Source organism: Nonomuraea sp. NPDC049504 (assembly GCF_040676845.1).
Taxonomy (GTDB): Bacteria; Actinomycetota; Actinomycetes; order Streptosporangiales; family Streptosporangiaceae; genus Nonomuraea; species Nonomuraea salmonea.
Genome location: NZ_JBFAPT010000002.1, coordinates 53,857 through 67,921 on the forward strand (window position 1 = coordinate 53,857; position 14,065 = coordinate 67,921).

Genomic DNA, 14,065 nt, shown 5'->3' on the forward strand with positions numbered 1-14,065 from the left:
TCGCATCGCGCCGCATCGCATCGCATCGCGCCGCATCGCATCGCATCGCGCCGCATCGCATCGCATCGCGCCGCATCGCATCGCATCGCGCCGCATCGCATCGCATCGCGCCGCACCGCGCCGCACCGCATCGCGTCGCGCGCCTGTCTGCGCCGTTCGCCCTTAGGGGGCACCTGTCCGCGTTGTTCTGCGGGGCCGTTTGTGCCGTTCGTGGCCTGGCCTGGGCTGTGCGCGGGCTTTGCGGTAGAGGTGCCTTGGTGACAGGGGCCGCCCGCCTCCGATCGTGGGGCGGGCGGGAGCGATCTGCTCAGTCCTTGGGGCGGGTGGGGCGGAGGAGGGCTTCGGCTAGGGCGAGCATGGTTTCCTCCAGCGCGCTCAGGCGCTTTGTCAGTTCGTCCGTGGCCGGCTGGACGACCTCTGTTACCACGCCTGAGACGGCGCCGGTCATCTCCTCGCTGTCGGGGCGGGAGCGGACCAGTTCGCTGAGGGCTTCTGTGGCGGCGGCGAGGCGTTCTGACTGTTGGCCTGCGTGGGTCTGGAGGAGTTCGCCTACCTGCTGGGTCATCCGGTCGGTCAGGTCGGGAAGGTCGCCCACGCGGCGGTTGACCGCTTCGATGCGGTCGTCGACCGACTCCAGGTGTTCTGTGGCCTGTTCGGCGCGGGTGGCGAGGCCGTTCAGGTGGGTGTTGAGGCCGTTGAAGCGGCTGTCGAGGCCGCCGAAGTGGTCGTCGAGCGAGTCGAAGCGGCTGCTGATGTGCTCCTCGGCCTCGACCAGGCGTTCGTCGATGGCGTCGACCTGGCTGTCGAGGCGGTTGAAGCGGCCCTCGTTGCGGGTCGCGATCTCGGCGGCGCGCTGGTCGGTGGCCTGCAGGCGTTCGTCGAGCGAGGCGAAGCGGGTGTCCATGCGGACGTCGAGGGCGTCGAAGCGGTCGTCGTGCCGCCCGAGGTGGCCGTCGAGGGTGCCGAGGCGCTTGTCGACGGCGCCGAGCTGGCCGTCCATGGACGACAGCCGCTTGTCGACGCCGCCGATGCGCCCGTCGAGGCCGTCGAGCCTGGTGTCGATGTCGGCCAGGCACTCGTCGGCCGACTCCAGCCGGCTGTCGAACCCGGTGAGCCGGGAGTCGAGGCCGGTGAGCCGGCCTTCGGCGCGTTCGAGGCGGGCGTCCACGGCGCTGAGCCGGGACGTGAGGCGCTGCTCGCTCTCGCCGAGCTGCACGGCGAGGTGCTGGTCGGTCTCGTCGAGGCGGACGGTCAGGCGCTGCTCGATGGCGGCCAGGCGGGCGCCGGCCTGCTCGTCGGCCTCCTTGAGCCGGGCCACGAGCCGCTCGTCGGCCTCCAGCAGGGCCGTGGCGAGCCGCTGGTCGGTCTCGTCGAGCCGGGTGCTGAGCCGCTGGTCGGTCTCGCCCAGACGGGCGCTCAACCGCTGGTCGGTCTCGTCCAGCCGAGTGGTGAGGCGCTGGTCGGTCTCGTCCAGGCGGGTCGTCAGGCGCTGGTCGGTGTCGTCGAGGCGGGTGGTGAGGCTCTCGGACAGGTCGGAGACCGCCACCTCGACCCGGTCGGTGCGGGACGTCAGCTCCGCCATCGACCGGTCGAGCCGGGTGAAGCGCCCGGCCGCGGCCTCCATGCTGGCGTTGAGCCCCGCCAGGGTGGCGGCGAAGTCGGCCATGCCCTTGGTGATGCCGTCGGTGGTGTCGAGCACCGACTGCAGCCGGTTGAGCGCCTCGTCGACGCTCTCGCCCACGGTGCCGAGGTCGGCCCACACGCTCGGCAGGTCGGTGATCGGGGAGACTCTGGCGTCCACCCCGCTCACCCTGTCGCCCACGGCGTCCACGTGGTCGCGTACGGCCTCGACGTGCTGCGCGAGGCCCTCCGCCCACATCGGCGGCTTGGCGGAGATCTCGTCGAGCCGCCCGCTCACCGCCTCGATGGACCCGCTCAGCCCGCCCAGCTCCCGCTCGCGGACCTCCCGCAGCAGCCATTCCATGCCCTCCAGGCGCTGGCGGATCTCGTCGAGCACCGCGCCCTGGGTGCGCTGCTCGTAGACGTGGTCCTGGGCGGCACGGGCGAGCAGGTCCCGCATCCTCTTGGGGACGACGTCGGCGTTGTACGCGCCCGATTGGAGAAGGGTGGTGTGGTTGGAATGGTCCACCGAAAGCTCCTTCGCTCGCCGACGGACTGCCGCGCAGTGGTCGGGTAGGTCCGGTTCAATATCTGAAGAGCGAGAACGCGGTTAACCGCAATAGGGGGAGAACTCCCGCCCGCCCACCTTAGCCTTTCGATCAAGGTCCGTCAGGGCTGAAGTGAAAGATCGAGGAAAGCGATTCGATGGCCGAATTTGGCGATTCAGGCAGGTGAGGAGGGCTTACAGAGGATTACCGAGGGTTTGTCGAGAATCCTGGTCAGGGCGATGACCATGGTGTTCTCCCCGCTGAGCCGCAAATCGGCACGGAGGCGCTCGATGTCGACGGCGGACCCGCGCTTCTTGATGGTGACATTGCCGATTTGTCGGGCGCGGAGTGCGGCGCGGAGTTTTTTCAGAGAAAAGGGGATGATGTCTTCTATTTCGTATCTGGCGGCCCATGGGGTGTCCGCCGGGGCGTCGGACGTGACGTACGCGATCATCGGGTCCATCAGCCGCCCGCCGACCAACTCGGCCACCTCGCCGACGAGGTGCGCGCGGATGGCGGCGCCGTCGGGCTCGTAGAGGTAGCGCCCTGGCGGGCCCACCTCGGCCGTGACGCCGGTGGCGGTCAGCGTGTGCCCGCCGGGCAGCAGGGCCGCGCGCCTGCCCGCGGTCACGCCGGCGCCCGTCCACAGCGTGGCCTCCTTGACCTCCCCCTTGTACGACACCCACTCGGCCAGCCCGCCCTCGGGGATGAACTCGTACGGGATGCCCGGCGCCACCTTGAGGCAGGCGAGCCGGGCGCGTGAGATCAGGTCGAGCACCACGGGCCAGGGCGGCGAGTACGCCATCGGGTCGAACGTCCTGCCCCTGCCCGTGCGCCGCGCCGGGTCGGCGAACAGCGCGTCGTACTCCTCGGGACGCACCTCGGCCGCGTCGCCCACGTGAATCGTCACCCGCTCGCCCAGCCCGAACGCCTCCGCGTTCGCCCGCGCCACGGCCACCGTCAGCGGGTCGGTGTCGAACGCCGTCACCGTGCACCCGGCGCGGGCCAGCGCGAGCAGGTCGCCCCCGATGCCGCAGCAGGCGTCCACGACGCGGGCGCCGGAGGGCGGCAGGGCGGGCGGCAGGGCGGGCGGCAGGGCGGGCGCCTGGGTGGGCAGCAGGGTGGACAGCAGGGCGGCGCGGTGGGCGGCGACCTCGGTGCGGGTGGCCTGTTCGAGCCCGTGCGGCGTGAAGAACATCCGGTCGGCGTCCGCGCCGAACTTGGCCCTTGCCCGCTGCCGCAGCCCCGCCTGGGTGAGCGCGGCGGAGGTGAGCGCCGCGTCGTACGTCTTGCGCAGGGTCGTGGCGGCGGCCACGGGATCGGCGCCCGCCAGCTCGCCCGCCTCGGCGAGCGCCCGCAGGCCGCGCGGGGTCAGCAGCTCCGTGAAGGCGTCGAGGTCCACGTCACCCGACGTTAGCGCCACGCCCGCCATCCTCAGGACGCTGAGACGCGCCTCGGGGGAGTCCTAAGGGCGGGGAGACCTGTGCGAGGTGGTGCGGGTAGGAGGTGTGCAGGTGGGTAGGGGCGGGTCGGCGTCGTGGTCCGAGCGGGCGGGAGCGGCGTGGCCGGTGGGGCGAACATTCGTGCACGTGGGAGACTGGACCAGGTCAACGGCCTCTTCCCGAGCTCTGATCGCTCTCAGCAGACGCGTTCGTGTTGACTGTCAAGCCCCTCTTGCATATGTTTCCTGTTGGCACTCTCCCCTTGAGAGTGCCAACGTGCGACGAGGCAGGTCTGACACCCGCGACGGCAGGCCCAGCTGGTCGCCTCTTCTAGATCATTCAAATCTGAAGGGGAGGTCCGATCGTGACGACCGCCACCAAGGTTCCCGTTAAGCCGCTCGGCGACCGCATTGTGGTTCAGCCGCTTGAGGCCGAGCAGACCACCGCTTCCGGTCTGGTCATCCCGGACACCGCCAAGGAGAAGCCGCAGGAGGGCAAGGTCCTCGCGGTGGGCCCGGGCAACTGGGACGAGGACGGCGAGAAGCGGATTCCGCTCGACGTCTCGGAGGGCGACATCGTCCTCTACAGCAAGTACGGCGGCACCGAGGTCAAGTACGGCGGCGAGGAGTACCTCGTGCTCTCCGCCCGCGACGTTCTCGCGATCATCGAGAAGTAGGCCGGATGTGTCGAGCCCCGGGCGCTCTTGAGGGCGGCCGGGGCTTTCGACGCTAGGAGAGGACTTTCAGACAATGGCGAAGATCCTGGAGTTCGACGAGGACGCCCGCCGCGCGCTCGAGCGCGGCGTGAACGCCCTCGCGGACGCCGTCAAGGTAACCCTCGGCCCGCGCGGCCGTAACGTCGTCATCGACAAGAAGTTCGGTGCGCCGACGATCACGAACGACGGTGTGACCATCGCTCGTGAGATCGAGCTGGAGGAGCGCTACGAGAACCTCGGCGCCCAGCTCGCCAAGGAAGTGGCGACCAAGACCAACGACATCGCGGGCGACGGCACCACCACCGCGACCGTCCTGGCCCAGGCCATGGTCCGCGAGGGCCTGCGCAACGTCGCCGCCGGCGCCTCGCCGCTGTCGCTCAAGCGCGGCATCGACAAGGCCGCCAAGGCCGTCAGCGACCGCCTGCTGTCGACCGCCCGCGAGGTGGCCGACAAGAAGGAGATCGCCAACGTCGCCACGATCTCCGCGCAGGACGCGCAGATCGGTGACCTGATCGCCGAGGCGTTCGACAAGGTGGGCAAGGACGGTGTGCTCACCGTCGAAGAGTCCAACGCCATGGGCATGGAGCTCGAGTTCACCGAGGGCATGCAGTTCGACAAGGGCTACCTGTCGGCCTACATGGTCACCGACCCCGAGCGCATGGAGTCCGTCCTCGAGGACGCCTACATCCTGCTCACCCAGGGCAAGATCTCCTCCATCGCGGACTTCCTGCCGCTGCTGGAGAAGATCGCCCAGACGAAGAAGCCGCTGCTCGTGGTCGCCGAGGACGTCGAGGGCGAGGCCCTGGCCGTCCTGGTCACCAACAAGATCCGCGGCACCTTCACCTCGGTGGCCGTCAAGGCCCCCGGCTTCGGCGACCGCCGCAAGGCGATGCTGCAGGACATGGCCATCCTCACCGGCGGCCAGGTCGTCAGCGAGGAGGTCGGCCTCAAGCTGGAGCACGTCGGTCTCGAGGTGCTCGGCACGGCCCGCCGCGTCGTCGTCACCAAGGACGCCACGACCATCGTCGACGGCGCCGGTGACGCGCAGGCCATCGAGGACCGCGTCAAGGAGATCAAGATTGCCATCGAGCAGTCCGACTCCGACTGGGACCGCGAAAAGCTGCAGGAGCGGCTGGCCAAGCTGGCCGGCGGTGTGTGCGTGCTGCGCGTCGGCGCCGCCACCGAGGTCGAGCTGAAGGAGAAGAAGCACCGTCTCGAGGACGCGATCTCCGCGACGCGCGCCGCGATCGAGGAGGGCATCGTCTCCGGCGGTGGCTCCGCGCTGATCCACGTCTCCAAGGACCTCGATGACCTCGGTCTGTCGGGCGACGAGGCGACCGGTGTCGGCATCGTGCGCCGCGCGCTGGTCGAGCCGGCCCGCTGGATCGCCGAGAACGCCGGCCTCGAGGGCTACGTCGTGACGCACAAGGTCGCCGAGCTGGAGGCCGGTCACGGCCTCAACGCCGCGACCGGCGAATACGGCGACCTCATCGGCCAGGGCGTCATCGACCCGGTCAAGGTCACCCGCTCGGCCGTCCAGAACGCCGCTTCGATCGCGGGCATGCTGCTCACGACCGAGGCGCTCGTGGTGGACAAGCCCGAGGAGGAGGCGCCCGCCGCCGGCGCGGGTCACGGTCACGGCCACGGCCACTGACCGTCCCTTCCTTCCGCTGACCGTACGGCCCGCACCCGCTCAGGGTGCGGGCCGTACGGCTTTCCTGCGTCTGTACGGCTTGGCGGTGCCTGGGGTCGGCGTGCGGCTGGGGTGGGCACGTACGCTGGGCGGCGGTCGGTGTGAGGAGGTGGCCGGGGGCGTGCGGTACCGGCGGGCGGTGGAGCGGTTGCGGATGCTCGCGCGGGCGTGCGAGCAGACGCGGCGGGTGCGGGCGGACGAGCCGTTCCTGCGGGCGGCGTACGTGTTCGGCGACCTGCTCGGCGGGGCCGATGAGATCGAGTGCTTGGAGGTGGCGTTCGTGCTGAACCTGCCACCCGAGGAGGTGGCGTGGGGCACGCAGCCGCCGGGGACGGCCTGGCTGGTCGACTTCCTCGATCTGGACAAGGGCGGGGTGGCCTACGTCTGGCGCTCGCATCGGGACCCGGTGGCCAACCATCACGTCAGGGAACCGGTGCGGATCTGGTCGCTGGACGGCATCGAGGAGGACGTGCTGGCGGCGCTGGCGGAGCGGCGCTTCGGCGAGGCGCGGGCGGCGTCCGAGGGCGGGGCCGCCGGCAACGGGGTGGCCGACGTCGAGGCGGAGCTGCGGACGGCGCTGGAGCACCTCAGGGCGGTGCACGGGGCGTACTGGGACCGGCGGTGGCGGCGCGAGCACCGGAGCCTGGGCCGCTACCCCGAGCATCACCTGTGGGAGGCCGTACGGGGCTACCTGGAGCTGCTGGACGCGCGCGACGACTGAGGGAGCGCGCGCGGCGCGGCGCGGCGGGAACTCGGCCGAGGGCGCCCACGCTTGGGGGCCGGTTCTGGGCGGGCGGCTTATCGGGCGATGGGGGAAATTGGGGGGAAAGGTGGATTGTTGGTCGTAAACCGGGAGTGGGCGATAAGCGTCTGAGGTCTGACAAATGTCGTGCATTCCGGGTTATCAGGTGAAATATTATGTCAGTATTAAGGCTTAGTGTGGTCGCCTGATTACTGCTCGTTATCGTCGCTTCAATGTGACCAATCCGTAGCCGTTCGCCATGACGACAGGCCGGATCAGTGCGGGCATCATGCCTATCGTGAGCGAGGGAAGCGTCGCCGACGCCAAAATTGGGGTAAGGCTCGCGTCGAGACTTCCGGCACGGACGGATGACTCCGACCTTAGGGAACTGACGAGCCTCGCCGTACAGGGGGATCGCAGTGCGATCGAATCCCTGCTCGGCGAGTTGCGTCCGATGGTGGTGCGGTATTGCCGCGCCCGGCTGGGCAGGGTTTCAGGGCAATATCACATTGCCGATGACGTCGCCCAGGAGGTGTGCATCGCGGTGTTGTCCGCGCTGCCGCGATACCGCGACATGGGGCGGCCGTTCGCGTCGTTCGTGTTCGGCATCGCCTCGCACAAGGTGGCCGATGCGCTACGAAGCTCGGTACGGTCGGCGGTGCCGACACAGGACCTGCCCGACGGCCCCGACGACGGCCCGGGGCCCGAGGAGACCGTGGTCCGCTACATCGAGGTCGAGCACGCCAGGCGGCTGCTGGCCCGTCTGCCCGAGAACCAGCGGGAGTTGCTGCTGCTGCGGGTGGTGTCGGGGCTCTCGGCGGAGGAGACCGGTAATGTACTCGGTATGTCACCGGGTGCAGTGCGCGTCGCCCAGCATCGGGCGCTGGCCAGGCTGCGGCAGATGGCCGAGCTGGAGTCCGCTTGACGCCAGAGGACGAGACCGACGCGCTGCTCGACGCGCTCGGCCGTGGAGAGATGCCCGATCCGGGCGATCCCGCGGTGCGGCTGCTGGCCGTGCTGCGGGATGACGTGACTCAGCGGCGCTCCTCCGTGTCGATGACGCCGTCGACGTAGCCTCTGGCGTAGTCCCAGCTGACGTAGTCGGCGGGGTCAGGGTGGAAGGCCGGCTCGTGCACCTGTGGCTGGCCTTTCTCGATCATCTGCTTGAGGTTGCCGCGCAGCAGATCCCAGTCGAAGAAGTGCTGCTCGCCACACTCCGGGCAGTCGAGTACGAGCCCCAGCACCCCCTGCGGTTCGAGCAGGGAACGGAAGACCTCGACGTCGGCGAGGTCGGTGATGGCCTCGTCGCGCTCGGCGGCCGTGAGCGGCTCGGCATCGTCGAGCGCGCCCATCGCTGAGGAAGGGTCGTTAGGGTCGTCCGCGAACGGATCGCGGGGGACGTCTTCCAGCACCTTCCCACCATATGACCGATGCGGCCCGCGCGGTGAGTATTACCTCAGCCACCCGCGCCTGGCGGCCTCCACACCTGCGCGGAAGCGGGATTGCGCGCCCAACTCGGTCATGGCGTCGGCCCATCGGGCGCGCACGGTCCGTACGGACACGCCGAGCTGGCGGGCGATGGAGTCGTCGCACAGGCCCTGTGCGGCCAGGCGCAGCACCTGGCGCACGCCGTCGGCCCTGGGCGCCCACGGCAGGGGCTGCGCGCGGGCCCACAGCTCCGTGAACAGGGTGCTCAGCACGCCGACGATGACGGGAGTGCGGACGAGGTAGAAGTTGTAGGCGTGGTCGGGCAGGTTGCCGCCCCAGCAGGCGGGCAGGCCGGCTGTCTCGGACCCGGCGGTCATGAACCAGCTCGGCACCCGGTCGAGCGTGCGGACCTCGCCGCCGGCCTCGATGACGTTGGTCAGCTGGTCGCGTACGCCGGGGTCGCTCAGCGTGAAGACCGGGACGACGGCGCGTACGGTCAGCAGGTTTCGTTTTTGCGCATCAATCCAGGGATCCGCGAATTTACGCGCAAAATCGGTCATCGTGCGTTCGTCGGGAATCGCGGTCAGTAAAGGCATCGGCGGCGACTGCGACTGCACCGCGATGCCGACGACGCTTTCGTAGAGGATGTCGGCGCCGCTCGCCATCTCCACCATGAATGGGCCGCTGCGATAGTCGCGCCCGGCGTCGTAGTCGCGGATCAGGCCGCGGATGGAGCCGAGCGCCGAGTCGATTCTGCGGCTCTCCTCGGCGAGCCGGTCGAGGCGCTGCGCGATCACCCGGCCGAGCGCGGCGGCGGGATGCCTGGCCAGGTATTGGCCCGACTGCTCGTCGATGACGCCCAGCTTGACCAGGTCGTCGAGCTGGCGGCCTACTTTGTCGACCGGGCCGTCCATCGCCTGGGCCAGATCGGAGAGGGTCGCCCTGTGCAGGCGCAGCACCGCCGTGTAAAGCGCGGTTTGGGCCGAGTCGAGACCCAGCGTCTCGAAGGGATCGGACACGGTGTGGGGCTCGTCGCGCATGCTGGGCGGCTCCGGCGGGGGGACACGGGCGTGCCGCGAGGATAACTCCGCGATCGGCGCCTGTCCCGCCCTTTCGGCGAGTTGTTCCGGTGGATGTGCAACTTCGTGCAGTTGCACGTTTGCCCATTGCGATACGCCGCTCCGTAACGCACGCTTTACCCAGCGTCGGCATTCAGAGATGGGCGCGGCGGCGCCGGCCATCAGGACGCGGAGGGGGGTTCGGTGGTGCGGAGCGCCACCTCGCCCGGATGCCGATGGCCCGGGGACGGGACGGATCACCGACCGTCCCGTCCCCGGGCACTTCCGATGCCGGGAGTACGAACGGCTGTGGGGGCCTTCGTCCTCCCGGCATCAGTGCGTTCCCCGCCGGATCCCCGCCGGATCCCACCGATTCCCCGCCGATTTCACGCCGAATCGCGCGGGCCGCCTCCCTGCCTCGATGCGTTTGGAGGCAGGCCCTAGACTTGAGTCCATTCAGCGTGCGAGGCAGGAGGGGGCCGCGGCATGTCCAAGTTCACCGAAATGGGTTTGACCTTCGATGACGTGCTGCTGGTGCCCGGCTATTCAGATCTCCAACCAGGCGAGGCCGACACCCGATCACGCCTGTCACGGGGCATCACGCTGTCGATCCCGCTGGTCTCCGCGGCCATGGACACCGTGACCGAGGCCCGCATGGCGGTCGCCATGGCGCGCCAGGGCGGCATCGGCATCCTGCACCGCAACCTGGCGGTCGAGGAGCAGGCCCAGCAGGTCGATCTCGTCAAGCGGTCCGAGGCCGGCATGGTCACCAACCCGGTGACCTGCAGCCCCGACGACACGCTCGCCGACGTCGAGCGGCTGTGCGCCACCTACCGCATCTCCGGTGTGCCGGTGACCGACGTGGCGGGCAAGCTCGTCGGCATCGTGACCAACCGTGACATGCGCTTCGAGACCGACCAGACGCGCCCCGTGCGCGAGGTCATGACGAAGATGCCGCTGGTCACCGCGCCCGTCGGGGTCTCCCGCGACGAGGCGTTCACGCTGCTGCGGCACAACAAGATCGAGAAGCTGCCGCTCGTCGACGCTGACGGCCGGCTGCGCGGGCTGATCACCGTCAAAGACTTCACCAAGAGCGAGCAATACCCGCTGTCCACCAAAGACGCCGACGGCCGCCTGCTGGTCGGCGCCGCGGTGGGCGTCGGCGGCGACGCGGAGGAGCGGGCCAAGGCGCTCATCGACGCCGGCGTCGACGTGATCATCGTCGACGTCGCGCACGGCCACTCCAAGGGCCTCGCCGACATGATCGCCAAGGTCAAGGCCAACAGCGGCGTCGAGGTCATCGGCGGCAACATCGCCACCAGGGCGGGCGCCCAGATGCTGGTCGAGGCGGGCGCCGACGCCGTCAAGGTCGGCGTGGGCCCCGGCTCCATCTGCACCACCCGCGTCGTGGCCGGGGTCGGCGCGCCGCAGGTCACCGCCATCTACGAGGCGTCGAAGGCGTGCGTGCCCGCCGGGGTGCCGGTCATCGGCGACGGCGGCCTCCAATACTCCGGCGACATCGTCAAGGCCATCGCCGCGGGCGCCGACACGGTCATGCTGGGCTCGCTGCTCGCCGGCTGCGAGGAGTCGCCCGGTGAGCTGATCTTCATAAACGGCAAGCAGTTCAAGTCCTACCGGGGCATGGGGTCGCTCGGCGCCGTACGCAACCGCGAGCGCGGCGGCACCTCCTACAGCAAGGACCGCTACGCGCAGGCCGAGTCCGGCGGCGAGGACAAGTACATCCCCGAGGGCATCGAGGGCCAGGTCCCCTACCGCGGCCCGGTCGCCGCGGTCGCCCACCAGCTCGTCGGCGGGTTGCGCCAGGGCATGTGGTACGCCGGCTGCCGCACGATCGAGCAGATGCACACCGACTGCGAGCTCATGCCGATCACGGCGGCGGGGCTCAAGGAGAGCCACCCCCACGACATCCAGATGACCGTGGAAGCTCCGAACTATCACAGAAGGTAAGTTCATGACTCAGCAGGTGGAGATCGGCCGGGGCAAGACCGGGCGGAGGGCGTACTCGCTCGACGAGATCGGCCTGGTGCCCTCGCGGCGCACCCGCGACCCGGAGGAGGTGTCGATCGCCTGGCAGATCGACGCCTACCGGTTCGAGCTGCCCGTGGTCGTCGCTCCCATGGACAGCGTGGTCTCGCCGGCCACCGCCATCGAGATCGGCCGGCTCGGCGGCCTCGCCCCGCTCGACCTCGAAGGGCTGTGGACCCGTTATGAGGACCCGCTGCCGCTGCTGGAGGAGTGCGCCGCCCTCGACCAGGAGGCGGCCACCAGGCGGCTGCAGGAGATCTACGCCGCGCCGATCCAGGAGGAGCTGATCGGCCGCAGGATCGAGGAGATCCGCGCGTCCGGGGTGACCGCGGCCGTCCGCCTGTCGCCGCAGCGCACGGTGCAGTACCACAAGGCCGTGATCGACGCGGGCGTCGACATCTTCGTCATCCGCGGCACCACCGTCTCCGCCGAGCACGTCTCGGGGCGGGCCGAGCCGCTCAACCTCAAGCAGTTCATCTACGAGCTCGACGTGCCGGTCATCGTGGGCGGCTGCGCCACCCACACCGCCGCGCTCCACCTCATGCGCACCGGCGCGGCCGGCGTGCTGGTCGGCTTCGGCGGCGGCGCCTCCCACACCACCCGCAACGTGCTCGGCGTCGCGGTGCCGATGGCGACCGCGATCTCCGACGTGGCGGCGGCCCGGCGCGACTACATGGACGAGTCCGGCGGCCGCTACGTGCACGTCATCGCCGACGGCGGCATGGGCACCTCCGGCGACATCGCCAAGGCCATCGCCTGCGGGGCCGACGCGGTCATGGTGGGCTCGCCGCTGGCCCGCGCCGCCGAGGCGCCCGGCCACGGCTTCCACTGGGGCTCCGAGGCACACCACCCCGACCTGCCGCGCGGGCGCCGGGTCGAGTTCGGGACGGTGGGCACGCTGGAGCAGATCCTGCACGGGCCGTCCAGCGTGGCCGACGGGTCGATGAACCTCATGGGCGCGCTCAAGCGCACCATGGCCTCCACCGGCTACTCCGACATCAAGGAGTTCCAGCGGGTCGAGGTCGTGGTGGCGCCGATCCAGCGCTGATCCTCCTCAAGGCGCACGCGCGGGGCCACCGCTAGAGTCCCTGTCCATGGACGAATCGCTCGAAGACCGGGTCAAACGGCTCGAACAGCAGGTGGCCTCGCTCCAGCGTTACCTGGGCATCCAGCTCGACGACTCCGGCGGGCTGCGGCTGCCGCCGGAGTTCCACGAGGCGTTGCGCAACGGCAAGCTGGTCAAGGCCATCGCGATCTACCGCAAGGAGACCGGGGCCTCGCTGGTGCACGCCAAGAAGGCCGTGGAGAACATGCAGCGCCGCCTGTCGGTCGAGCCCTGACCCCCGGATGGCTGATCTGACGCACACCCACGCCCTGTCGTACGAGGGCGATCGGGTCGTCAAGCGGCACCTCGCGACCGAGCCGGGCGCGGGCGATCGGGAGTGGCGGGCGCTGACCCTGCTGGCCGCGCCGGGAAGGCGTCCCCGTACGTCCCTATCAGCGGGAGGACGTCGTGGAGTGGGTCGGGCGCAGGTGCGCGGAATGGCGGTCCAGGGGCGCCAGGGCGGACCTGGCGGTCAAGGAGGGGCTGCGGTGGCTGGAGGGCTGGCAGCCGGGGCAGGAGGGCGTCACGCCCGTCTTCGGGGCCGGTGACGGCAACCTGGCCAACTTCCTGTGGGACGGCGACCGCGTCCGCGTCGTCGACTTTGAGGAGTCAGGCCGCAGCGACCGGGCGTACGAGCTGTCCGAGGTCGTGGAGCACGTGTCCACGTGGGTGGACGGCGATGTGGACATCGCGGCGGCCGTCGAGCTGAGCCCGCAGGAGGAGCGGCGGATGCGGGAGTGCAGGAGGCTGCACGCGCTGATGTGGCTCTTCCTGCTCTCGCACGAGAGTCCCCGCAACCCGCCGGGCACGTTCGAGCGTCAGGTGGAGCGGGTCCTCACCCGCCTGTGAGCACGCCGAGCAGGTGCGAGACTTCGCGGGCCACGGCGTCGCGGCCCGCCTTGAGGTATTTGCGGGAGTCCACCACGCGCTCGTCGTGGGCCAGGTAGTCGCGGACGGCCCCGGTGAACGCCTTGTTCAGGTGGGTCGCGATGTTGATCTTCTTCATGCCCCGCTGTACGGCCTCGCGCAGCACGTCGTCCGGCACCCCGGAGGAGCCGTGCAGCACCAGCGGCACCGGTACGGCGGCCCGCAGCTCGGCGATCAGCTCCAGGTCGAGCACCGCGTCCTTGGTCGTCATGGCGTGGGAGGTGCCGACGGCCACGGCCAGCGCGTCCACGCCGGTCCGCGTCACGTAGTCGACGGCCTCGTGCGGCTTGGTGCGCGCCCCGGGCGCGTGCACGCCGTCCTTGCCCCCGACCTCGCCCAGCTCGGCCTCCACCCACACGCCGCGCTCGTGGCACCAGGCGGCGACCTCGGCCGTGCTCGCGACGTTCTCCTCGTCGGGCAGCGCGGAGGCGTCGTACATGACCGAGCCGAGGCCCAGCCCGACGGCCTCCTCGACGAGCGCGCGGTCGGTGGCGTGGTCGAGGTGCACGGCGACCGGCACCTCGGCGCGCCGGGCGACGGCGAGCGCGGCCAGCGCGATGGGCTCCAGCGCGCCGTGGTAGCGCACGCAGTTCTCGCTGATCTGCAGGACGACGGGCAGGCCGAGCGCCTCGGCGCCGGCGACGATGGCGGTGGCGTGCTCCAGCTGGATCACGTTGAACGCGCCCACTCCTGCGGGTGACCGACGGACGATGTCGCCGATGGGGGTGAGGGGCATGGCGG

15 protein-coding genes are annotated in these 14,065 nt (G+C 70.3%); 10 read left to right on the forward strand and 5 right to left on the reverse strand.

Translation table 11 applies throughout. The annotated features are described in order from the left end of the window. Positions 1 to 261, forward strand: a 261-nt coding sequence (locus AB0K28_RS03615; protein ID WP_364364623.1) for a hypothetical protein, incomplete at its 5' end; no start/stop codon positions are given. A 46-nt stretch (positions 262 to 307) separates the two neighbouring features. Here AB0K28_RS03615 and AB0K28_RS03620 read toward each other — a convergent pair. Both AB0K28_RS03620 and AB0K28_RS03625 read right to left on the reverse strand, forming a co-directional pair. Beyond that, the gene (locus AB0K28_RS03620) at positions 308 to 2,149 is read right to left on the reverse strand and encodes a hypothetical protein (protein WP_364364625.1); all 1,842 of its coding nucleotides are present in this window, start codon (positions 2,147 to 2,149) and stop codon (positions 308 to 310) included. 194 nt (positions 2,150 to 2,343) lie between these two features. Next, positions 2,344 to 3,591: a methyltransferase domain-containing protein gene (locus AB0K28_RS03625; RefSeq protein WP_364364628.1), complete on the reverse strand. Its 1,248-nt coding sequence runs from the start codon at positions 3,589 to 3,591 to the stop codon at positions 2,344 to 2,346. Between the two features lie 380 nt (positions 3,592 to 3,971). Between AB0K28_RS03625 and groES the strand changes: the two genes are divergently transcribed. The 5 genes from groES (at position 3,972) to AB0K28_RS03650 (ending at position 7,834) form a co-directional block, all read left to right on the forward strand. Then, positions 3,972 to 4,286, forward strand: a complete 315-nt coding sequence (groES, locus tag AB0K28_RS03630) for a co-chaperone GroES (protein WP_219545199.1) — start codon at positions 3,972 to 3,974, stop codon at positions 4,284 to 4,286. A 73-nt stretch (positions 4,287 to 4,359) separates the two neighbouring features. Continuing rightward, positions 4,360 to 5,979: a chaperonin GroEL gene (groL, locus tag AB0K28_RS03635; RefSeq protein ID WP_345395756.1), complete on the forward strand. Its 1,620-nt coding sequence runs from the start codon at positions 4,360 to 4,362 to the stop codon at positions 5,977 to 5,979. A gap of 160 nt (positions 5,980 to 6,139) precedes the next feature. Next, positions 6,140 to 6,739 carry a hypothetical protein gene (locus tag AB0K28_RS03640; protein WP_364364631.1) on the forward strand — a complete coding sequence of 200 codons (600 nt, stop codon included), beginning with the start codon at positions 6,140 to 6,142 and terminating at the stop codon, positions 6,737 to 6,739. Positions 6,740 to 7,049: 310 nt separating this feature from the next. Further along, positions 7,050 to 7,685, forward strand: coding sequence for a sigma-70 family RNA polymerase sigma factor (locus tag AB0K28_RS03645; protein WP_132334441.1), 636 nt, complete (start codon positions 7,050 to 7,052; stop codon positions 7,683 to 7,685). After that, positions 7,682 to 7,834, forward strand: a complete 153-nt coding sequence (locus AB0K28_RS03650; RefSeq protein ID WP_345395765.1) for a hypothetical protein — start codon at positions 7,682 to 7,684, stop codon at positions 7,832 to 7,834. The genes AB0K28_RS03645 and AB0K28_RS03650 overlap by 4 nt, the downstream gene beginning before the upstream one ends. On the opposite strand, the gene AB0K28_RS03655 is transcribed toward AB0K28_RS03650, so the two are convergent. Continuing rightward, positions 7,795 to 8,172, reverse strand: a complete 378-nt coding sequence (locus tag AB0K28_RS03655) for a DUF5319 domain-containing protein (RefSeq protein WP_355425493.1) — start codon at positions 8,170 to 8,172, stop codon at positions 7,795 to 7,797. The genes AB0K28_RS03650 and AB0K28_RS03655 overlap by 40 nt on opposite strands. A gap of 39 nt (positions 8,173 to 8,211) precedes the next feature. Further along, on the reverse strand, positions 8,212 to 9,228 hold the full coding sequence (locus AB0K28_RS03660; RefSeq protein ID WP_364364635.1) for a LuxR C-terminal-related transcriptional regulator: 1,017 nt from the start codon (positions 9,226 to 9,228) through the stop codon (positions 8,212 to 8,214). A gap of 504 nt (positions 9,229 to 9,732) precedes the next feature. On the opposite strand from AB0K28_RS03660, the gene guaB reads away from it, so the two are divergent. The 4 genes from guaB (at position 9,733) to AB0K28_RS03680 (ending at position 13,246) form a co-directional block, all read left to right on the forward strand. Next, positions 9,733 to 11,214 carry an IMP dehydrogenase gene (guaB, locus tag AB0K28_RS03665; protein WP_364364638.1) on the forward strand — a complete coding sequence of 494 codons (1,482 nt, stop codon included), beginning with the start codon at positions 9,733 to 9,735 and terminating at the stop codon, positions 11,212 to 11,214. Between the two features lie 4 nt (positions 11,215 to 11,218). Then, on the forward strand, positions 11,219 to 12,340 hold the full coding sequence (locus AB0K28_RS03670) for a GuaB3 family IMP dehydrogenase-related protein (RefSeq protein WP_364364641.1): 1,122 nt from the start codon (positions 11,219 to 11,221) through the stop codon (positions 12,338 to 12,340). Between the two features lie 46 nt (positions 12,341 to 12,386). Beyond that, positions 12,387 to 12,632, forward strand: coding sequence for a hypothetical protein (locus AB0K28_RS03675; RefSeq protein ID WP_345395777.1), 246 nt, complete (start codon positions 12,387 to 12,389; stop codon positions 12,630 to 12,632). A 173-nt stretch (positions 12,633 to 12,805) separates the two neighbouring features. Continuing rightward, complete coding sequence (locus AB0K28_RS03680) at positions 12,806 to 13,246, forward strand: phosphotransferase (protein WP_364364644.1); 441 nt, start codon at positions 12,806 to 12,808, stop codon at positions 13,244 to 13,246. Here AB0K28_RS03680 and AB0K28_RS03685 read toward each other — a convergent pair. Continuing rightward, positions 13,233 to 14,060: a class II fructose-bisphosphate aldolase gene (locus AB0K28_RS03685; protein WP_364364647.1), complete on the reverse strand. Its 828-nt coding sequence runs from the start codon at positions 14,058 to 14,060 to the stop codon at positions 13,233 to 13,235. The genes AB0K28_RS03680 and AB0K28_RS03685 overlap by 14 nt on opposite strands. Between the last annotated feature and the right edge of the window lie 5 nt (positions 14,061 to 14,065).